Here is a 19,769-nt window from a genome sequence, read left to right as displayed (position 1 = left end):
TGGCGGCTGTTCTCGGGTTGGGGCTTCTGCTTGGCGGCTGTGCCGCGGATTTCCAACCGATGGGGATGGCCGTCGTCCAGCCGCAGTTGAACGACAAGGTGCTGGTCGCCGCCGACGGCTTCGAGCTGCCCATGCGCTCCTGGCTGCCGGCCGACGGCAAGGTGCGGGCCGCGGTGGTGGCCCTGCACGGCTACAACGACTATTCCAATGCCTTCGACGGCGCCGGCCGCGACTTCGCGACTGCCGGCATCGCCACCTATGCCTATGACCAGCGCGGTTTCGGCGCCACCCGCGCACGCGGCGTGTGGGCCGGCACCCCCACGCTGGTCAGCGACGCCCGCACCGCGGTGGAGATGGTGCACAGGCGCCATCCCGGCGTGCCGGTCTATCTGATGGGCGAAAGCATGGGCGGTGCGGTCGTGCTGACCGCGATGACCGGCCCCAACCCGCCCAAGGTCGACGGCACCATCCTGGTCGCACCCGCCGTCTGGGGGCGGCAGGCGATGGGCTTCTTCCCGCGTGCCGCGCTGTGGATCACCTACACTCTGGTTCCCGGGATGGTGGTGCATCCGCCGAAGGACCTCGACATCCACCCGTCCGACAACATCGAGATGCTGCGGGCTCTCGGCCGCGATCCTCTGGTCATCAAGGGATCGCGCGTCGATGCGCTGGAAGGGCTGACCGACCTGATGGGGTCGGCGCTCGACGCCTGCCAGCATCTCCAGACGCCGTCGCTGGTGCTTTACGGCGCCCATGAGGAGGTTCTGCCGCCGCGGCCGGTCGAGCGCGCCCTGAAGGATTTCGAGTCCGGCGGGCGGCATGTCGTCGCCGTCTATCCCGACGGCTACCACATGCTGCTGCGCGACCTGAAGGGCAAGCTGGTGGTCAACGACGTCATCGCCTGGATCGAGAACCCCAAGGTGCCGCTGGCCAGTGGAGCCGACCGGGCGCCACGAGCGTTGCTGGCCGCAAAGTAAAGAACGGCCATTTTTTATCACAGGCGCCTGCGCGATTGCCGGTCCGACGGATTGTTCTTCATCCATCGTGACCTTTGGCAATGGTGGAGGACTGCCCGGTGAGCAACAACCTCGCTCCCGATTTGCGCCTGTCGCCGGAGGAAGTCCGGGAGATGGCCGCCGAATACAAGCTTTCGCCCCTGTGGGTGCGGCTGGCCCTGCTTCTGCGCCCGGCCAACCGCGCGGCGCTGGTGGCGCTGCTGGGCTGGGCCAGCGGATTGCCGCATCCACCTGCCTGAAAGGGGCGGCCCAGGGCATGGGACCCTTGCAGCCAAAGGTATAGTACCCGTTAGCACCAAAGCCACTCTGCCCCTTCCAGCGGTTGAGAGCTAAGGTACCGCATAAGCGGACACCGTATGTCCCCGTTGGGAGGAACCATGCACAGCGTCGAATCTCAGGTTACCCCGCCCGGCGCCACCCGCGCCGCGGCGACTGCCCAGACGACCATGTCCTCTACCATGGATGTTCAGACCATCGCCGACCGCTACGGCTGGACCACTCCGATGGCCCGCTGGTGGATGGCGTTCGCTGCCTCGTCGGTCGGACCGAAGCCGGATACCATGATCGATTTTCTCGACAAGACCGTCGGCGGCGTGACGATGATCCGCCGGCGCTGATTGGCGCATAGACGAAATTTAAAAAGCGGCCCTCCAGGGCCGCTTTTTTATTGGGAAATTTCTTCGGCGGCGGATGGAGGGCGGCAGAGTGGCATCTGCCGCCGAAATCTCTTCCTCAGCCCCCCGGCGGCACGATCCGCCAGATCGCCGCCGGGTTGCGGTGGGGATCCAGCCAGACATTCTGGAACTTGCCGATCCAGGTGAAGCGGTGGCCGCTGAACAGGTCCTCGACCTGGACATGGGCGCCGTCCGACAGTCCAAGTTCCCACAGCGGCACCTCGATGGTTCCGCCATGGCCGTTGTACGGATCCAGGTTCACCGCAATCAGGATCACGTTGTCCTTCGCCGCCGTCATCTTGCCGTACAGCAGGATGTTGTCGTCGAAGGCATTGTAGAATTTCAGATTGGTGAACTGCTGCAGCGCCGGATTCTCGGCACGGATGCGGTTGATGGCGGTGACGTAGTCGCGGATGTTGCCGGGCTTGTTCCAGTCCCAGTGCCGGACCTCGTACTTCTCCGAGTGGTTGTATTCCTCCTTGCCAGGATAGGCTTCCGCCTCGCACAGCAGGTAGGGACCGTAGAGCCCATAGACGCCGGCCAGCGTCGCCGCCAGAACCGCCCGCATCATGTGCGCCGGACGGCCGCCATGGGTCAGGATCGGCGGCAGGATGTCCGGCGTGTTGGCGAAGAAGTTCGGCCGCATATACTCCCGCGATTCACCCTGCGTCAGCTCCGTCAGGTACTCGGTCAGTTCCGGCTTGGTGGTGCGCCAGGTGAAGTAGCTGTAGGACTGGGTGAAGCCGACCTTGGCCAGCCGCTTCATCAGCTTCGGACGGGTGAAGGCCTCGGCCAGGAACAGGGCGTCGGGATAGCGGTCCTGCACCTCGCGGATCATCCATTCCCAGAAGGGGAAGGGCTTGGTGTGCGGGTTGTCGACGCGGAAGATGCGCACACCCTCCTTGCACCACATCAGCACCACGTCGCGCAGCGCGTACCAGAGGTCCGGATAGGACTGGCGGTAGAAGCTGACATTGACGATGTCCTGATACTTCTTCGGCGGGTTCTCGGCATAGCGGATGGTGCCGTCGGGCCGCCAGTAGAACCAGTGCGGGTGCTCCTTCACCCAGGGATGGTCGGGCGAGCACTGCACGGCGAAGTCCAGCGCGATCTCGATGCCATGGCGCTTGGCCTCGCGCACCAGCCGGCGGAAGCTGTCGAAGTCCCCGATCATCGGATCGATGGCGTCGTGCCCGCCCTCCTCCGCACCGATGGCATAGGGCACGCCGGGATCATCGGGGCCGGGGTTCAGCGTGTTGTTCCTGCCCTTGCGGAAGGCGCGGCCGATGGGATGGATCGGCGGGAAATACAGCACGTCGAAGCCCATGTCGCGCACCATGGGCAGCAGATTGACCACATCGTCGAAAGTGCCGGGACGCGACGGGTCGGGCGAGGCCGAGCGTGGGAAGATCTCGAACCATGCCGAATAGGCGCCGGCGGTGCGGTCGACATAGACCTCCAACTCACGCACATAGCGCGACTTGTACTGGCGTTCGCCATACTGCGTCATGACGCGGCGCGGTTCGTCCGACAGGGCGTAGTCGATGGCCTCGCGGCCGGACAATGCCTGCATCCGCTCGATCACCGCCTGGAGCGCCGCACGCCCGTCACCATGGTTCAGCTCCAGCGCCTGCTCGACGAAGCGGCGGCCCTCCACCAGTTCCAGATCGACGACCATGCCGGCATCGACCTTCTTCTTGAAATCGGCGCGCCAGCTTTCCCACACGTCGCGCCAGGCTTCGATGCTGTAGGTGTAGCGGGCGTTGCGGGTCAGCGGCACGCGGCCGACCCAGCGGTCGTTCTCGTGCAGGCGCATCGGCGCTTCGCTCCACGCCTCGTCGCCGTTCGCCTTGTACATGACGGAGGCCGCCAGCACGAAGGTGCCGTCGGTGTAGATGTCGGCCCAAACCTCCATCACGTCGCCGACCGCGCGCTTGATGGCGAAGCGGCCGCCGTCCAGCTCCGGATAGACATTCTCGATGGTCATGCGGCCGGCGGCGATGGAATCCATCCATTCCCGCTCCTCCACATCGTGCAGCTCGATGGCGTGGCTGCGGGCGGCGCGGGCGCGGAAGACGCGCAGTTCCATCGGGCGCAACGTCATCGGCGCGCCGGGCTCCACCGGCAGCGGCTCGGCCTCCGGCGTCACATCCTCGAACGCCTCGTAGGTGCCGCCGGTGGCCGCCAGGATCGGGCCGACATCCAGCGTGTGCGTCCGGTTCTCGTCCGGGTTCAGCACCAGGATGGCGCAGCCGTCGGGTTGGTCGAGGGCGGCGCCGTCCACCTGCCGGATCAGCCCCAGCACCGGGCTGTGCGGGGAGGTCACGCGGCGCTGCGGCCCCTCGACGTTCAGGGCCGGGGTGGCGGCCTTCATGGCGTTGACGGCGCCGATGAAGCCGGTCAGGTCAAGCTTCTGCTGCTCCCAGTCGGCCGGGCTGGTGCGCACCACGTCCAGCTTGCGGGTGAAGCCATATTCGAAGCCGACCGGCATCAGCACGCCGGTGGAGAAGCTGGCAGCGAACAGGTAATGCATCTTCAGCTGGGCGGCGAGCCGCACCGCGTCCTGGCTGCCGACCTCCGCAGCCAGCCGGTCGGTGTCGTGGCTTTCCGGGAAGGCGATGGACGGCGCGATCCAGCGGAATTCCTGATACTGGTCGAGCAGCCAGTCGGCCTTGAAGTCCCACCATTTGGCGCTGTTGAACAGGAAGTCGAAGCCGGCGCCGCACAGCTCGCGCACCTGCTCCACCGTGCAGCCCAGCGTCTCGGCGAAGAACTTCACCTCCGGGTTCACGGCATAGGCGGCGTCGATCAGGCTCTTCCACACCTCCGCCGGCACCTGATAGGCGGCGTCGCAGCGGAACCCCCGCACGCCAAGCCCGATGTAATGGCGCAGATAGTCGGACCAGTAGCCGATCAGCCCGGCGCGCGAGTCCGCCCGGTCATAGTCGAGCGAGGCGAGGTCGCCCCACACCGTGACATGGGCGGTGTTGTTGGGATCGACCGCACCCGGACGGTGCAGGTCGCCGTCCGCGCCGCGCTTGTACCAGTCGGGGTGACGCTCGACCAGCAGCGCATCGCGCGAGGTGTGGTTGATGACGAAGTCCATCATCACCGACTGTCCATGCGCCGCGGCATCCGCCGTGAAGCGGCGCAGAAGCTCGTCGTCGCTCTCATGCGACCCACCGCGGAGCGCGTCGTGCAGCCGGTAGGGGTCCTTGATGGCATAGAGGCTGCCGGAGAATCCGGGCTGGTGGATCGGGTTCAGGAAAATCCAGTCGAAACCCATCCCCTGGATCCGCGGCAGGTGCCCGGCCCAATCGCGCACGGGACCGACCAGGGTCGGAAACAGGTTGTAGATGCGCGGTCCGACGATGCTCATGGAACCCCCTTCCTTGGCCCTGCTTCTCCGTTGACAGCCTGCCGCTCCCCGTTGTGGGATCGACTGGACGGCATCGGTGCTTTTCCCCTCACGGGTGTGCCGGCGCCGACGCAGATGCCGACACCGTGCCCCCGCCGGACAACCCGCAGGGGCGGTGAAGGTTCCGCCCGCCTGTTGGCAAGCCGCAACCGAACCCACCAGCACAGGATACAACGCATGGCCGAGAAGCCCGGCAAGGTCTCGAAAATCCGCCTCGGTAAACTGGATCAGGACAAGGTGCGGATCGACACGGCGGAGGAATACGACCGCCGACTCGGCAAGCTGCAGAAGGAGCTGCTGCACATCCAGCAGACCTATTGGCACGAGAAACGCCGCGCCATCGTGGTGTTCGAGGGCTGGGATGCGGCCGGCAAGGGCGGGGCCATTCGTCGCATGACCGAGCCGCTCGATCCCCGCGGCTTCCATGTCTGGCCGATCTCCGCCCCCACCGCGGACGAACAGGGAAAGCATTACCTGTACCGCTTCTGGACCAAGCTGCCGGCACCCGGCACCTTCGCCATCTTCGACCGGTCCTGGTACGGCCGCGTCATGGTGGAGCGGGTGGAGAATTTCGCCACCAAGGAGCAGTGGAAGCGCGCCTATGACGAGATCAACGAATTCGAACGGCTGCTGACCGACGACGGCGTGCGCATCGTCAAGCTGTTCCTGCACATCACCCCGGAAGAGCAGCTCGACCGCTTCCGCGAGCGGATGAAGAACCCCTACAAGCGCTGGAAGCTGACCGAGGAGGATCTGCGCAACCGCGCCAAATGGGACGATTACGTCAAGGCGGCGGAGACGATGTTCGAACGCACTTCTACCGTCAATGCGCCCTGGCATGCGGTGGAGGCGAACTCAAAATGGCATGCCCGCCTCAGGGTGCTGGAACTCGTCACAGCCGCCTTGAAGGAGGGTGTGAACATCGCACCGCCCCCCATCAACGGCAACGTTGCGAGAATCGCCGCCGAAGTTCTTGGAGTACCGGTGGAAGAATAGTCCGTGAAACATCCCCTCTCCTTCTGAGGAGAGGGGAATTCCTCATTTTCCGGCCGGCACCACCCAGGGCCGCCGTTGCGCATCGGTCCGGTCGAAGGCGTCGATGGCGTCCTGCTGGCGCAGGGTCAGTGCAACATCGTCCAGCCCTTCGACCAGACACTCCTTCTTGAAGGGATCGATGGCGAAGGACAGCGCCCGGCCGTCCGGACCGGTCAGGCTCTGGGCCGGCAGGTCCACGGTGACGGCGGCGCCCGGCGTCGCCTGCAACTGGCGACGTAGCAATGCCACCGTCTCCTCCGGCAGGGTGACCGTCAGCAGGCCGTTCTTGGCGGCATTGGCGGCGAAGATATCGCCGAAGCTGGGGGCGACGACGCAGCGGAATCCACCGTCCACCAGCGCATAGACCGCACCCTCGCGCGAGGATCCGCAGCCGAAATTGCGGTCGCTCACCAGAATGCGGGCACCAGCATAGGCCGGGTCGTCCAGCGGGAAGCCCGGCTTGCGTTCGTCATGGAACAGGAAGTTGCCATAACCGGCGCTGCGCGGCTTCTTCAGGAAGCGGGCGGGCAGAAGCTGGTCGGTGTCGATGTTGGCGATGTCGAGCGGCACCGCCGGGGCGGTCAGCGTGACGAAGGGTTCCATCCTCAGGAAACTCCCAGCTTGCGGACATCGAGCTTTCTGACATCGGTGAGTTTGCCGGTCGCGGCGGCGGCGGCGGCCATCGCCGGGCTCATCAGATGGGTGCGGGCGTTCGGCCCCTGGCGGCCGGGGAAGTTCCGGTTGGTGGTGGAGGCGCAGCGCTCCCCCGCCGGAACGAGGTCGCCGTTGATGCCGACGCACATCGAACAGCCGGGCTCGCCCCACTCCAGCCCGGCGTCGATGAAGACCCGGTGTAGCCCTTCCGCCTCCGCCTGCTGGCGCACCGGGACCGAGCCCGGAACCACCAGCCCCGGCACCGCCGCGCGACGGCCGCGCAGCACCGCGGCGGCGGCGCGCAGATCCTCCAGCCGGGCATTGGTGCAAGAGCCGATGAAGACGCGGTCGATGGTCACCTCCTCCAGCGCCATGCCGGGGGTGAGGCCCATGTAATCCAGCATCTTGCGCATCTGGCCGGCGCGCACCGGATCGGCCTCCGCAGCGGGATCGGGAACGGCCGCCGTCACCGGAACCGCGGTTTCCGGGCTGGTGCCCCAGGTCATCGCCGGGGCGATGTCGGCGGCATCCAGCGTCACCTCGCGGTCGAACACGGCGTCCGGATCGCTGGGCAGGGTGCGCCAATGCGCCACCGCGCGGTCGAACACATCCCCCTTGGGCGCGAAGGGGCGGCCCTCGATCCAGGAGAAGGTGGTGTCGTCCGGCGCGATCATGCCGGCCCGCGCCCCGGCCTCGATCGACATGTTGCAGACGGTCAGGCGGCCTTCCATCGACAGGGCGCGGATGGCGCTGCCGGCATATTCGATGACATGGCCGGCGGCCCCGTCGGCGCCGATGGCGGCGATCACCGCCAGGATCAGGTCCTTGGCCGTAACATGCGGCCCCAGCACCCCGTCCACCGTGATGCGCATCGTCCTGGGCCGGCGCTGCCACAGGGTCTGGGTCGCCAGCACGTGCGAGACCTCGGTCGCTCCGATCCCGAAAGCCAGCGCGCCGAAAGCCCCGTGGGTGGAGGTGTGGCTGTCGCCGCAGACGATGGTCAGGCCGGGCAGCGTCAGCCCCTGTTCCGGCGCCAGCACATGGACGATGCCCTGTGCCGGATCGTGCAGGCCGAAATGGCGCAGGCCGTGGCGGCCGGCATTCGCCTCCAGCATCGTCACCATGTTGGCGATCTCGGGATCGGCAATCGGCTTGGACCGGCTGTGCGAGGGAACGTAATGGTCGGCGACGGCGAAGGTCAGCTCCGGCCGGCGCACCTTGCGGCCGGCATGGTCAATCATGCCGAAGGCGTGGAAGGATCCTTCATGCAGGAAATGACGGTCGATGGCGAGCAGGGCCTGACCGTCCGGCCGGGTCGCCACGACATGGGCGTCCCAGACCTTCTCGAACAGGCTGCGTGGCTGTGCGGTCATTGGTTGGTTTCCTCACTAACGGCGCCCGCGGCGGCCATCCCGGCGATGCGTCCCAGCGCCACCGCGGTCAGCAGGCCGTTGCCGGACAGGTAGCCGGACGCCTTGGACCCCGAGACGCCGCAGGCAGCCCCGCCGGCAGCGTAGAGGTTGGGCAGCGGAGTCCCCTGCCCGTCCAGAACGCGCGCCTCGTCATCGACGACCAGCCCGCCCTGGGTGTGGAACAGGGCACCGGTGACGCGGACGGCGCGGTAGGGCGGCACCAGCGGGGCCGATCCAGCAAAGTCGCGGCCGAAGCCGTCGGTTCCACCCTCCGCCTTCAGCCGGTCGATATCGGCCAGCGTGGCGGCGAAGACATCCGCGTCGATCTTCATCAGCCGGGCCAGTTCGGCCGGCGTGTCGGCGCTCAGCACCGCGCCCATCGCCTCGGCCTGCCGGAAATCCTCGAACTGGCGGGCGATGCCGGCGATGCGCTCGTCGAAGACGGTCCAGGCGATGCCGTCCGGCTGGCGCAGCACCACGGCGGCCTGTTCCGAATAGCCCTGCGCCTCGTTGGAGAAGCGCCGGCCCTCCGTGTTCACCTGCACGCCGCCCTCGGTGATCGTCGCCCAGGTGACGAGGATGCCGGCGGGATGGGCGACGGAGCCATGGCCCTGATGACCCGACAAGTGCCGGGTTGCCGCCCCCAGCGCCTCGCCCCACAGCAGCGCATCCCCCTGGTTGCCGGGATGGCCGAAATAGAGCGCATCGGCCAGTTCCGGCACATGCCGCTCCACCAGCGCCCTGTTGCCGCCATAGCCGTTGCAGGCAAGAATCAGCGCACCGCAGCCGACCCGCTCGACGCTGCCATCGGGCCGGGTGACCTCGACGCCGCGAACCTCCGCGCCGTCGGCATAGAGGGCGGTGACCTGCGCCTCGCACAGCACGTCGATGCCGGCGGCCTCGACGGCACCGCGCAGCCGGTCGATCAGTTCCGCTCCCGACCGGCTGGGCAACCCATGCATGCGCCGGGCGCTGTGTCCGGGATAGCTGAAATTGTCCACCACCGAAAACGGCAGGCCGTAACGGTCGGCCAGCCACTCCAGGGCCGGCCCGACCGCCTGGGCGACGCGGTCGACCTCGGCCCGGTCGGGTTCGCCCTTCGCCTTGGCGAGGATGTCGGCGGCGAAGCGCTCCGGGCTGTCCTCGATGCCGGCATCGCGCTGCCAACGGGTGCCCGGCGCCGGGATCAGCCCGGCCGACAGGGCGGTGGACCCTTGCGGCAGGGCATCGCGCTCCAGCACCAGCACCCCGGCACCCCGCTCATGGGCGGCCAGCGCCGCGACCATTCCGGCTGCTCCGCCGCCGATCACGACGACGGGGACGGTGAACTCGAACTCGACGCCATCGGCAGGCAGGATACGGCTCATGAATTCGCCACCTCCTCCAGCATGGTCCCGACCGTTGCCACCCGGCAGACCGGGCGCAGTGCTGCGACGGAAACCTCATGCACCTCCGGGCTGAAGGCGGCGCAACCGTCCTCCAGCAGGATTGTCTCGAAATCGCGGACATGGGCGTCGCGCACGGTCGAGGCGACGCCGCCATTGGTGACGATGCCGCAGACCAGCAGTCGTTCAACCCCGCATTTCGCGAGCACCCATTCCAACCGCGACATGTAGAAGGCGGAATAGGCGATTTTCTCCACCTCGACATCGACGGGCTGGAGCGCATCGACCGTGCGATGTCCCCAGCTTCCGGGTTGGAAATCGCCCTTCGCCAGGAAGGGGCGCAGAGACTTCAGATGCGGCGAGATCATCGGCTCGCCGCCGCGGCCCGGCACCAGGGTGAAGTTGGTGGAGATCACCCAACCGCCGCGCGAGCGCAGCAGATCGGCCAGCGGCTTCACCCGCTCCGGCAGCGCCGCAATCTCCAGGGCCGTCTGTCCGGCACGGCCATAGGCGCCTTCGGGATGCAGGAAGTCGTTCTGCAGGTCGCAGACCAGCAGGGCGGTGCGCTCGACCGGGATGACGGCGGCGCTCATCGGCCGCTCCTTTCGACGATGACGTTGCCGAAGCCGTCGACGCGGGCCGACAGGTCGGGGTCGATGACGGTGGTGGCGTCAGGCTGCTCAAGGATCGCCGGGCCCTGGATGACGGCACCGACCGGCAGCTCCAACCGGTTGTAGACGGCGGTCTCGTGCCAGGCCCCGTCGAACCACACCGGCCGCGACCCGGCATAGGCGCCCTCCACCGTCGTTCCGGCGGCCGGAGCCAAAGCGGAGAGGTCGAAATGCGGACGGCGGCCGATGGCGGCGGTGCGCAGGTTGACGATCTTGGCCCCCACCCCCGGCAGCAGCCGGCTGAACGAGGCCTGATAGGCCCGCTCGAAGGCGGCACGGATGGTCGACTCGTCGATTCCGGTGCTGCCGTTCTCGACCGACACCGGCAGCGGCACGGCGACCGTGTGGGTCTGGCCGATGTAGTGCATGTCGAGTTCGAAGACGAGGTCGATGCGCTCGACGCTGAGCCCGGCGGACTCCACCACGGCGCGGGCGGCAGTCGCCTCCTCCACCATGCGGCGGTCGAGCGAGCCTGCGTCGATGCCCGCCAGCGGCAGATTGACCGTCTGCACCTGATCGTGGCGGATGTCGGCGATGACGCAGCCGAGTGCGGAAGTCACGCCGGGGAAGCGCGGCACCAGAGCCGCCTTCAGCCCGACCTCCTTGATCAGCGCGCCGACATGCAGCGCCCCGCCGCCGCCGAAGGGCACGGCGGCGAACTTGGCCGGATCGTGGCCGCGCTCGATGGAGACGAGGCGGATGGCGCCGGCCATCTTGCTGTTGGCGATGCGCACCACCGCTTCCGCCGCCGCCATGACGTCGAGGCCAAGCGGCTCGGCGACATGGGTGGCGATTGCCGTGCGGGCGGCATCGACGTCCAGCCGCGCCAGCTTGCCGCCGATGGGACGCTCGGCGTTGATGCGGCCGAGCAGGACATTGGCGTCGGTCAGGGTCGGGCGGGTGTTGCCCTGGCCATAGCAGACCGGCCCCGGCCGCGAGCCGGCGCTCTCCGGCCCGACCTGGAGCATGCCGCCGGGATCGACCCCGGCGATGGAGCCGCCGCCGGCACCGATGGTGGTGATCTCGATCATCGGCGTGCGGACGACCAGACCGAAATCGATGGTGGTCTGGGCGGCCAGCATGGTCTGCCCCTCCACCACCAGCGACACGTCGAAGCTGGTGCCGCCAAGATCGCCGGTGATGACGTTGGGGAAGCCCGCCGCCTTGGAGATCGCCGCCGCGGCGATGACACCGGCCGCCGGTCCCGACAAAGCGGTGCGCACCGGCAGCCGCCTTGCGGTGTCGGTGGACATCACGCCGCCGTTCGACTGCACGATGTGGAAGCGCCCGCCGAACCCTTCGCCGGCCAACGCGTTGTCGAGCTTGGCGAGATAGCTGCCGACCACCGGCTGGAGATAGGCGTTCAGCGCGGTGGTCGAGGTGCGCTCGAACTCGCGGATTTCCGGCAGGATGCGGGACGAGCATTCGACATTGGCGTTCGGCCAGACCTCGCGCGCCGCCTCCAGCGCCGCCAACTCGTTGGCCGGGTTGGCATAGGCGTTGATGAAGACGATAGCGAGTGCCTCCGCCCCCTGGTCGGCCAGCCGGCGGGCGCAAGCACGGACCTCCTCCGGGTCGATGGCGCTGCGGATGGTGCCGTCGGCCAGGGTACGTTCCGCCACCTCCAGCCGCATGTCGCGGTCGACGACGGGGACGAAATCGCCCCACAGGCCCCAGGTGTGGCGGCGGTCGCGGCGGCGCATCTCCAGCACGTCGCGGAAGCCGGCGGTGGTGATCAGGCCGACCTTGGCGCCCTTGCGCTCCAGCAGCGCGTTGGTGCCGACGGTGGTGCCGTGGACGATGGAGCCCAGTTCCGCCACCGGGCCGAAGCTCCGCAAACCGGCCAGGAAGCCGACCGCCTCGTCGCCACGGTTGGACGGGACCTTGGCGGTGCGGAAGCTGCCGCGCGCCTCGTCGTAATGGAACAGGTCGGTAAAAGTGCCGCCGACATCGACGCCGACGATGGCACCCTTGGGGGCACCCTTGGAAATGCCGTTGTTCATGGTCTTGCTTCCGGGTTCGTCAGGCGGCGGAGGATTCGCGCAAGGTCGCGGTGGCGGCGATGTCGAGCGCGCCGTCGTCGGTCAGCGCCACGCCATAGGCGCTGGACGCCGCGTCGCGGCCGAGGTAGCCGAGCCGCACGTCGCGGGCGACGGCCTCCGCATCGCGCCGCTTCGGGTCGCCCCAGCCGCCGCCGCCCGGTGTCTCCAGCCGCACGCGCTGGCCGTCGCGGATCTTCACATCGGTGACCTTGGAGGCGAGCGGCGGCGACTTCTCGCCCTCGTCGCTCTGCCAGGTGAAGCGGTTCAGTGCCGCCGGGGTGCCGCCGGCGACACCGAAGGGCGCGAAGACGCCCCGCTCGCCCAGCAGGAAGACGTCGGCGTCGGTCAGCGCCTCGATCTCATAGACGGCACCCAGCCCGCCGCGATGCAGGCCGGCACCGGCGGAGTCCGGGCGCAAGGCCCATTGGGTGAACATCACCGGATAGGCGGCTTCCAGGATTTCCACCGGCGGGATGGTGGCGGTGGAGATCGGGTTGTTGGCGTGGTTCAGCCCGTCCGTCTCCGGATTGCCGCCCAAGCCCCCGCCGAAGAAGGAGAACATTACCCAGCGCGAGCCGTCCTTGCGGTGGCCGGCCAGCGACAGCGCGTTGATGGTGCCGAAGGGGGCGGCGGTGGCGCGGGCCGGATCGGCCAGAGCCAGCGCGCCGAACACCACGCCGATCACCCGCAGGATGGTCTCGGTATAGCCGCCGACCGGCTTCGGCGGCTTGACCGCCAGCAGGGTGCTTTCCGGGATGACGAAGGTGATCGGATTGAGGCAGCCTGCATTGGCCGGCACGTCGGTGAAGACATGCTTCAGCGCGACATAGCAGCAGGCAACCGCGGTGGAATAGGCGATGTTCAGCGGCCCGGCGCAGGGAGCGGACGAGCGCGAGAAGTCCAGAATCATCCGGTCGCCGGCAATCGTCAGGTCCAGCGCGATCAGCAGCCGGTCCGCCGTGATGCCGTCATTGTCGAGATAATCCTCGAAGCTGTAGACGCCGTCCGGCAGCTTGGACACGGCGCTGCGCATCAGCGCGTCGGCCCGTGCGGTGAAGGCATCGAAGGCGGCAGCGACCGTCTCCTCGCCATGCTCATCCAGCAGTTCGGTCAGCCGGCGCACGCCCAGGTCCAGCGCGTTCAACTGCCCGTTCAGGTCGCCGTAGTTCGACACCGGAACGCGGGAATTGGCGGCGAGGATCGCCAGCAGGTCGTGGTTCATCGCGCCGGCCTTGACCAGCTTCACCGGCGGGATGCGCACGCCCTCCTGGAAGCTGTCGGTGGCACGGGCGTTGAAGTTGCCCGGCACATTGCCGCCGATGTCGAGCCAGTGCCCGACCGACGCCATCCAGCAGAACAGCCGCCCTTGGCGGAAGATCGGCCGCACCAGACGGAAGTCGTTCAGGTGGGTGCCGCCGTCATAGGGATCGTTGAACAGGAAGATGTCTTCCGGGTGGAGGTCGCCCTCCTTCGCCACCTTGTCGATCACCGCCTTGACGGCGAAGGCCATGGCGCCGACGAAGATCGGCAGGCCGTTGGTGCCCTGCACCAGCGTGGCACCGGTCTCGGCATGGTAGAGGCCGTGGCAGGCGTCGCGCGCCTCGGCGATGATCGGGTTGAAGGCGGAGCGGTAGAGCGTCGCGTCCATCTCGTCGGCGATCTGCTCCAGCCGGCCCTTCAGGACGGCCAGCGTGACGGGGTCGATGGAAGTGGTTTGGATGGTCATGCTGCGTCCTCCCGCTTGGCGGGTGCAAAGTCCTTGTAGGTTTCGCCGAGCGCCAGCATCTCCGGCGTGCCGATCAGGTCGTTCAACGCATTGAAGTCGAACATGCGGTCGCGGAAGGGCTGGGTGGTGCCATGCTGCGCCAGCGAGCCGTAATAGTCCTGCGCTTGCCGAGCGAGCGCTCGCACGATTCCGCCGGGGAAGATCACCAGCCGGTAGCCCAGCTCGGCCAAGTCGGCGGCGGAGCTGATCGGCGTCTGCCCACCTTCCACCATGTTGGCCAACAGCGGGCGGATGCCGCCCAGGTCGGTGGCGATGGCGGACAGCTGCTCGCGGCTTTTCGGCGCCTCGACGAACAGCACGTCGGCCCCGGCCTCGACATAGAGCCGGGCGCGGTCGAGGGCGGCGGACACGCCTTCCACCGCCACGGCGTCGGTGCGGGCGACGATCAGCGTGCCTTCGCTGGTGCGGGCATCGACCGCCGCCTTGATCTTGCCGGCCATCTCGCCGGCCGGGATCACCGCCTTGTCGGTCAGGTGGCCGCAGCGCTTGGGAAAGCTCTGGTCCTCAAGCTGCAACGCGGTGGCGCCGGCGCGCTCGAACATGCGCACGGTACGCTGCACGTTGAGCGCGTTGCCATAGCCGGTGTCAGCATCGACGATCAGCGGCGTGGCCACGCGGTCGCGCACCAGGGCGATGGTGTCGGCCACCTCGCTGACCGAAACCAGCCCGATGTCGGGCCGGCCCAGCCGGGTGTAGGCGATGGCCGCACCGGACAGATACAACGCCTCGAACCCGGCGGCGGTGGCCATCGACGCGGTGAAGGCGTCATAGACGCCGGGCGCCAGCACGACGCGGTCTTCAGAAAGCCGCTGTTTGAAGCTGAGGTCGGGCATGGTCATCTCAGACGCTCCCCCCGGCGGCGGCAGGCGCCGACAGAAGCCGGGTCAGGGTTGAAAGATCGGCCGCGCGGTCGATGGTCTCGACGCAATCGGCGATGGCGGCGGCGTGCGAAGCGCCCCAGACCGGGCCGGCGAGTTCGGCGAACTTCGCCCGTACCTCGCTGGCGCTGTAGGGATCCTCGGTGTCGCCCTTGTTGGTCAGCGCCTCTGCCGCGAAGCTGCGGCCGTCGGCGAGCGTCAGGCGGACACGGGCCGGGCGCAGGCCGGGAAGACGGGCAGTCAGGCCGGTATCCTCGCGCACCGTCACCCGGCGGGCGAGATCGCGGGTGGCCTGGACCTGCCTGGCCTCGTCGCGGAACGCATCCGGCGTCGCCGCCCCATTGGCGAGGAAGGTCGCCAGGGCGAAGGGCAGCGAGAACTTCGCCGCCAGCATGTTCTTCGGCTCTGGCCCATTCAGCTGGGCGGCCCAGACATAGGTATCGACCTCGATGGAGGCGACCTGCTCCGGTGCGATCCGCCCGCCGGCCTGCGCCACGATGTCCCCCAGCGCATCGAGCGCGCCGTGGGTGTAGCGGCAGGCGGCGTGGCGCTTGAAGTAGTTGCGGGCGATCTCCCAGCGCTCGCCCAGTTCGTCGACCATCAGGTCCGGCTGGAAATCGCGGGCGATGACGCCACCGAACACGCTGCCGACCCCGTCGGTCTCGCCGACGATGCCGCTGGCCGCCAGATCCCAGGCGGTCAGGCCCAGCTGGTTCGACACGCCGGCATAGGCGTTGCGCACGGTGCCGCCCTCCAGCATCGTCCGCCGGCTGGTGGCGAGGCCGAGGGTGGAGGCGATGTTGATCGTCTCGATCATCGCCGCCGCGTCGGCCCGGTTCAGGTGCGCCACCGCCAGCGCCGCGCCCGCCGTGCCCCAGGTGCCGTGCGGGTGGGTGGTGACCAGCAGCTTGGCGGCGATTCCGATGCGCGAGCCGATCTCGTACCCCAGCGCCAGCGCGGTCAGCAGATCGGCGCCGGAGGAGGTCAGCCGCGGCCCGGCGGCCAGCGCCGCCGGCAGCACATGGATGCCCGGATGGCCGCGGGCATACTGGTTGCCCTCATCCAGCTCCAGCATGGTCCCGGCGAGGCCGTTGAGAAAGGCGGCCGAGCCGGCGGGGAAACCATGGCCCGAACCGATGGCCGGACAATCCCCGGCACCGGCGGTCCGGGCCATCCGGCCGACCAGCGCGCGGCATTCCGGTTCCTGCATGCCGGCGGCGATCACGCCGATGCAGTCGAGCAGCACCAGCCTGGCCCGCTCCACCACCGGGGCCGGCAGGTCGGCGAAGGTCAGGCCGGCGGCGAAGGCGCCCCAGCGGTCGAGCCAGGACGGGCGGGCGGCGGCGAGCAGCTCGCTCGCCGGCTTCACGTCGAAGGACAGGCTTGTCATGTCACCGCTCCCAGGCGGACGGCCCCTCAGAGGCCGAGATAGGTGCGTTTCAGTTCGGGGTCGCGCGCGATCTCGTCGGACGGTCCCGACAGCGCGAAAACGCCGTTTTCGAGGATGTAGGCCCGGCGGGCGACCTCCAGCGACTGGACGACGTTCTGCTCCACCAGCAGGATCGCCAGCCCGTCTTCATTCAGCTTGCGGATCAGCCCGAACATCTCCTCCACCACCAGGGGCGAGAGGCCGAGCGACGGCTCGTCGAGGATCAGCAGGAGCGGCTCGGCCATCATGCCGCGGCCGATGGCCAGCATCTGCTGCTCGCCGCCGGAGAGCGTGCCGGCGAACTGGCCCTCGCGCTCCTTCAGACGGGGGAAGGTTGCGAAGATGCGCTCCAGGTTCCGTGCCCGGTTCGGCTTGCCGCGGCGATAGCTGCCGAGTTCCAGATTCTCGCGGATCGACAGGTTGGGGAAGATCTTGCGGCCTTCCGGCACCTGGATCAGTCCTTCTTCCACGATACGCGCGGCGGATTTGCCGTCGATGCGGGTGCCGCCGAAGCGGATTTCTCCGGTCCAGGCCGGCAGCACACCCGACAGCACCTTGTTCAGCGTCGTCTTGCCGACGCCGTTGGAGCCCAGCACCGTGACGATCTCGCCGGCATGGACGGCCATGTCGATGCCGCGCAGCACTTCGGTGGCGCCATAGCCGGTCTTCAGGCCACGGATTTCCAGAAGCTGCTCAGCCATGGGCCGCCCCCTCCGCCTTCAGCCGGGCGGCGGCGCCGTGGCCGAGATAGGCCTCAATCACGCGGGCGTCGGCACAGACGACGGCGGGCGGCCCCTCGGCGATCATGCGGCCCTGGGCCAGCACATAGACGCGCTCGCACAAATTCATCACCGCCTGCATGACGTGTTCGATCATCAGGATCGTCACCCCTTCGTCGCGGATGCCCCGGATCACCGGGATGATGTCACGGATCTCCGACGGGTTCAGCCCGGCCAGCACCTCGTCCAGCAGCAGCAGCTTCGGTTCGGTGGCGAGCGCGCGGGCCAGCTCCAGCCGCTTGCGCCCGGCCACCGTCAGCCCGCCGGCCGGGCGGTCCAGCTCGCTCCCCAGACCGACGCGGCGCGCCACGTCGCGTGCCTTGGCCGTTGCATCGGCACGCTTGGCATGGCGCAGATAGGCGCCGACCGCGATGTTCTCGCACACCGTCAGCCCGGCGAAGGGCTGGACGATCTGGAAGGTGCGGCCGATGCCGCGCTCGGCCCGGCGGTGCGGCTCCTCGGCGGTGATGTCGGTGCCCTCGAAACGGATGCGCCCGTCGGTCGGTGCGACGAAGCCGGAGATCATCGAGAACAGCGTGGTCTTGCCGGCGCCGTTCGGGCCGATCAGCCCAATGATTCCGCCGGGTTGCAGCGACAGCGTCGCGCTGTCCACCGCCATCAGCCCGCCGAACCGCTTGGAAACGCCATCAACGGCCAGCATGGGAAACCTCCTTGGGTCCGCGCGTGACCATCCCGCGGCCGCGGTCGCGCAGCCGTTCCAGCAGGCCCAGGATGCCGCCGCGGGCAAAGGCCACTGCCAGCACCAGCACGCCGCCGAAGACGATCAGGTCGATGCCGGGGATGCGGCCGGCGAACTGCTTGGCGACCTCGCCCAGCCCGTGCAGGGTCAGCGCCCCCACCACCGGGCCGAAGACGGTGCCGACGCCGCCGATGATCGGGGCCAGCAGAAGCTCCACCGAAATCCAGCTGCCATAGGCGATGTTGGCATCGATGTAGAGGAAGTATTGGGCATAGAGGCAGCCGGACAGCGCCGTCACACCGCCGGACAGGGCGATGGCGCGCAGCTTCACCGTCAGGGAATTGACGCCCAGCGCTTTGGCCGCATCCTCGTTCTCGCGCACCGCCACCAGCTGCGCCCCGAAGCGGGAGCGCTGGATCCAGCGAGTCAGCAGCAGCACCGCGGCGACGAAGGCCAGTACCAGCCAGTAGAAGACGGCGCGGTCGTCGAATTGCAGGTTGACGGCGCGGACATCCAGCTTGATCAGCAGCCCCGCCGCGCCGCCGGTGAAGGAGGCGGCATTGGCGAGGATGCGGAACACCTCGGCGAAGGCCAGCGTCACCAGCGCGAAGTAGGAACCGCGCAGGCCCGACCGGAAGCTGAGGAAGCCGATGACCCAGCCGACCGCCGCACCGGCCGCTGTTGCCAGCACCAGCCCGGCCCAGGCGTTGACGCCATAGCGCACTTGCAGGATCGCCGTCACATAGGCGCCGGTGCCGAAGAAGGCGGCATGGCCGAAGCTGAACTGGCCGCCGAAGCCGCCCAGGATGTTCCAGCCCTGTGCACCCAGCGCGACGATCAGCATGAAGACCAGGAAGTTCAGCACCGGGCTGGAGGTCACCACCAGCGGCAGCAGCGCCGCCAGGAGGGTAAGGACGGCGATCGGGATCAGGTCGCGCGCGGTCATGCCTTGGCTCCGAACAGTCCGGTCGGCCGCACCAGCAGCACGGCGATGAAGATCAGGAAGATGCCGATCTGGCCCAGGCTGTCGCCCAGGAACAGGCCGCACAGGCTCTCCACCACGCCGATGAACAGGCCGCCCAGCAGCGCGCCGGGCAGCGAGCCCATGCCGCCCAGCACCACCACGGTGAAGGCGACCAGCACGAAGGCGCCACCGATGCGCGGGTTGACGTAGAAGGTCGGCATCAGCAGCCCCGCTGCCACGGCAAGACAGGCGCAGCCCAGCCCGAAGGTGACGGCATAGACATGCGGCACGTCGATGCCGACCAGATTGGCGCCGAGCTTTTCCTTGGCGACCGCACGGATCGCCTTGCCGGTGTCGGTGCGGTTCAGCACCAGCCACAAGAGGCCGGTCACCACCACGGCGACGCCCAGCCCGATCAGCCGCGGATAGCTGAGCAGCAGCGGCCCCAAGGCCACCACCTGGAACGAATAGTCGGTGTCGAGCGTGCGGGTGTCGGACTGGAACACGGCCAGCAGCACATTCTCCAGCACGATGGACAGGCCCAGCGTGACCAGCAGGATGTTGCCGTCGTCGCCATGGCTGGCCGGCCCGATGACGAAGCGCTGCAAGCCGTAGCCGAGCACGAACATCAGCGGCACCAGCGGCAGGATGGCGAGATAGGGGTCCATGCCCAACCAGGCCCAGGCGATCCAGACCGCGAACATGGCACAGGTCAGCAGCGCGCCGTGGGCGAAGTTGATGATGTGGAGCACGCCGTAGATCAGCGTCAGGCCGAGCGCGATCAGGGCATAGACCGCACCGGTCATCAGACCGTTCAGCGCCGCTTCCAGAATGATCTGAGGTGAATACATGGCAGCCCGCGCATGAGGGGAATGGTCCCTCACCCGCGCCGGGTCGGCCGGCTCGCGGCGACCCGGACGGATGGG

17 protein-coding genes are annotated in these 19,769 nt (G+C 68.3%); 4 read left to right on the top strand and 13 right to left on the bottom strand.

From position 1 onward, the window contains the following. Positions 1-59: 59 nt before the first annotated feature. The 3 genes from CRT60_RS21470 (at position 60) to CRT60_RS21460 (ending at position 1,633) form a co-directional block, all read left to right on the top strand. Entirely contained in the window at positions 60-977 is a 918-nt protein-coding gene (locus CRT60_RS21470) for an alpha/beta hydrolase (protein ID WP_244592679.1), read from the top strand. Between the two features lie 98 nt (positions 978-1,075). Next, positions 1,076-1,255, top strand: coding sequence for a hypothetical protein (locus CRT60_RS21465; protein WP_143273338.1), 180 nt, complete (start codon positions 1,076-1,078; stop codon positions 1,253-1,255). Positions 1,256-1,393: 138 nt separating this feature from the next. Then, complete coding sequence (locus CRT60_RS21460) at positions 1,394-1,633, top strand: hypothetical protein (RefSeq protein WP_244592678.1); 240 nt, start codon at positions 1,394-1,396, stop codon at positions 1,631-1,633. A gap of 115 nt (positions 1,634-1,748) precedes the next feature. Here the strand turns inward: CRT60_RS21460 and CRT60_RS21455 are convergent, their stop codons facing one another. Continuing rightward, complete coding sequence (locus CRT60_RS21455) at positions 1,749-5,069, bottom strand: maltotransferase domain-containing protein (protein ID WP_098738538.1); 3,321 nt, start codon at positions 5,067-5,069, stop codon at positions 1,749-1,751. Positions 5,070-5,285: 216 nt separating this feature from the next. Here CRT60_RS21455 and CRT60_RS21450 point away from each other — a divergent pair, with 216 nt between their 5' ends. Continuing rightward, positions 5,286-6,104, top strand: a complete 819-nt coding sequence (locus CRT60_RS21450; protein WP_098738537.1) for a polyphosphate kinase 2 family protein — start codon at positions 5,286-5,288, stop codon at positions 6,102-6,104. Between the two features lie 42 nt (positions 6,105-6,146). On the opposite strand, the gene leuD is transcribed toward CRT60_RS21450, so the two are convergent. The 12 genes from leuD to CRT60_RS21390 are packed head-to-tail and all read right to left on the bottom strand — an operon-like array spanning position 6,147 to position 19,694. Continuing rightward, positions 6,147-6,746: a 3-isopropylmalate dehydratase small subunit gene (leuD, locus tag CRT60_RS21445; protein WP_098738536.1), complete on the bottom strand. Its 600-nt coding sequence runs from the start codon at positions 6,744-6,746 to the stop codon at positions 6,147-6,149. Positions 6,747-6,748: 2 nt separating this feature from the next. After that, on the bottom strand, positions 6,749-8,170 hold the full coding sequence (gene leuC / locus CRT60_RS21440; protein WP_098738535.1) for a 3-isopropylmalate dehydratase large subunit: 1,422 nt from the start codon (positions 8,168-8,170) through the stop codon (positions 6,749-6,751). Further along, on the bottom strand, positions 8,167-9,576 hold the full coding sequence (locus CRT60_RS21435) for an FAD-dependent oxidoreductase (protein ID WP_098738534.1): 1,410 nt from the start codon (positions 9,574-9,576) through the stop codon (positions 8,167-8,169). The genes leuC and CRT60_RS21435 overlap by 4 nt, the downstream gene beginning before the upstream one ends. Then, complete coding sequence (locus CRT60_RS21430; protein ID WP_098738533.1) at positions 9,573-10,187, bottom strand: cysteine hydrolase family protein; 615 nt, start codon at positions 10,185-10,187, stop codon at positions 9,573-9,575. Before CRT60_RS21430 ends, CRT60_RS21435 begins: the two co-directional genes overlap by 4 nt. Next, positions 10,184-12,268, bottom strand: a complete 2,085-nt coding sequence (locus CRT60_RS21425; protein WP_098738532.1) for a hydantoinase/oxoprolinase family protein — start codon at positions 12,266-12,268, stop codon at positions 10,184-10,186. The genes CRT60_RS21430 and CRT60_RS21425 overlap by 4 nt, the downstream gene beginning before the upstream one ends. Before the next feature lie 19 nt (positions 12,269-12,287). After that, a complete protein-coding gene (locus CRT60_RS21420; RefSeq protein ID WP_098738531.1) occupies positions 12,288-14,033 on the bottom strand; it encodes a hydantoinase B/oxoprolinase family protein in 1,746 nt (581 codons plus the stop codon). Beyond that, positions 14,030-14,932 carry an isocitrate lyase/PEP mutase family protein gene (locus CRT60_RS21415; protein WP_098738530.1) on the bottom strand — a complete coding sequence of 301 codons (903 nt, stop codon included), beginning with the start codon at positions 14,930-14,932 and terminating at the stop codon, positions 14,030-14,032. The genes CRT60_RS21420 and CRT60_RS21415 overlap by 4 nt, the downstream gene beginning before the upstream one ends. A 1-nt stretch (position 14,933) precedes the next feature. Continuing rightward, positions 14,934-16,361: an MmgE/PrpD family protein gene (locus CRT60_RS21410; RefSeq protein ID WP_098738529.1), complete on the bottom strand. Its 1,428-nt coding sequence runs from the start codon at positions 16,359-16,361 to the stop codon at positions 14,934-14,936. A 26-nt stretch (positions 16,362-16,387) separates the two neighbouring features. Further along, positions 16,388-17,101, bottom strand: a complete 714-nt coding sequence (locus CRT60_RS21405; RefSeq protein ID WP_098738528.1) for an ABC transporter ATP-binding protein — start codon at positions 17,099-17,101, stop codon at positions 16,388-16,390. Beyond that, positions 17,094-17,840 (bottom strand): ABC transporter ATP-binding protein, encoded by a 747-nt coding sequence (locus CRT60_RS21400; RefSeq protein ID WP_098738527.1) that lies wholly within the window; start codon positions 17,838-17,840, stop codon positions 17,094-17,096. Before CRT60_RS21400 ends, CRT60_RS21405 begins: the two co-directional genes overlap by 8 nt. Next, a complete protein-coding gene (locus CRT60_RS21395) occupies positions 17,827-18,825 on the bottom strand; it encodes a branched-chain amino acid ABC transporter permease (protein ID WP_098738526.1) in 999 nt (332 codons plus the stop codon). The genes CRT60_RS21400 and CRT60_RS21395 overlap by 14 nt, the downstream gene beginning before the upstream one ends. After that, the gene (locus tag CRT60_RS21390; RefSeq protein WP_098738525.1) at positions 18,822-19,694 is read right to left on the bottom strand and encodes a branched-chain amino acid ABC transporter permease; all 873 of its coding nucleotides are present in this window, start codon (positions 19,692-19,694) and stop codon (positions 18,822-18,824) included. Before CRT60_RS21390 ends, CRT60_RS21395 begins: the two co-directional genes overlap by 4 nt. Positions 19,695-19,769 lie beyond the last annotated feature (75 nt).

The organism is Azospirillum palustre, assembly GCF_002573965.1.
Lineage (GTDB): Bacteria > Pseudomonadota > Alphaproteobacteria > Azospirillales > Azospirillaceae > Azospirillum > Azospirillum palustre.
This window is presented reverse-complemented; position numbering and strand designations above follow the sequence as displayed.

Bases quoted from the DNA above. Each gene is read 5' to 3' on its own strand.
- CRT60_RS21470 (WP_244592679.1), top strand. From the start codon at position 60: ATGGGGATGGCCGTCGTCCAGCCGCAGTTGAACGACAAGGTGCTGGTC.
- CRT60_RS21460 (WP_244592678.1), top strand. From the start codon at position 1,394: ATGCACAGCGTCGAATCTCAGGTTACCCCGCCCGGCGCCACCCGCGCC.
- CRT60_RS21455 (WP_098738538.1), bottom strand. From the start codon at position 5,069: ATGAGCATCGTCGGACCGCGCATCTACAACCTGTTTCCGACCCTGGTC.
- CRT60_RS21450 (WP_098738537.1), top strand. From the start codon at position 5,286: ATGGCCGAGAAGCCCGGCAAGGTCTCGAAAATCCGCCTCGGTAAACTG.
- leuD (WP_098738536.1), bottom strand. From the start codon at position 6,746: ATGGAACCCTTCGTCACGCTGACCGCCCCGGCGGTGCCGCTCGACATC.
- leuC (WP_098738535.1), bottom strand. From the start codon at position 8,170: ATGACCGCACAGCCACGCAGCCTGTTCGAGAAGGTCTGGGACGCCCAT.
- CRT60_RS21435 (WP_098738534.1), bottom strand. From the start codon at position 9,576: ATGAGCCGTATCCTGCCTGCCGATGGCGTCGAGTTCGAGTTCACCGTC.
- CRT60_RS21430 (WP_098738533.1), bottom strand. From the start codon at position 10,187: ATGAGCGCCGCCGTCATCCCGGTCGAGCGCACCGCCCTGCTGGTCTGC.
- CRT60_RS21425 (WP_098738532.1), bottom strand. From the start codon at position 12,268: ATGAACAACGGCATTTCCAAGGGTGCCCCCAAGGGTGCCATCGTCGGC.
- CRT60_RS21420 (WP_098738531.1), bottom strand. From the start codon at position 14,033: ATGACCATCCAAACCACTTCCATCGACCCCGTCACGCTGGCCGTCCTG.
- CRT60_RS21415 (WP_098738530.1), bottom strand. From the start codon at position 14,932: ATGACCATGCCCGACCTCAGCTTCAAACAGCGGCTTTCTGAAGACCGC.
- CRT60_RS21410 (WP_098738529.1), bottom strand. From the start codon at position 16,361: ATGACAAGCCTGTCCTTCGACGTGAAGCCGGCGAGCGAGCTGCTCGCC.
- CRT60_RS21405 (WP_098738528.1), bottom strand. From the start codon at position 17,101: ATGGCTGAGCAGCTTCTGGAAATCCGTGGCCTGAAGACCGGCTATGGC.
- CRT60_RS21400 (WP_098738527.1), bottom strand. From the start codon at position 17,840: ATGCTGGCCGTTGATGGCGTTTCCAAGCGGTTCGGCGGGCTGATGGCG.
- CRT60_RS21395 (WP_098738526.1), bottom strand. From the start codon at position 18,825: ATGACCGCGCGCGACCTGATCCCGATCGCCGTCCTTACCCTCCTGGCG.
- CRT60_RS21390 (WP_098738525.1), bottom strand. From the start codon at position 19,694: ATGTATTCACCTCAGATCATTCTGGAAGCGGCGCTGAACGGTCTGATG.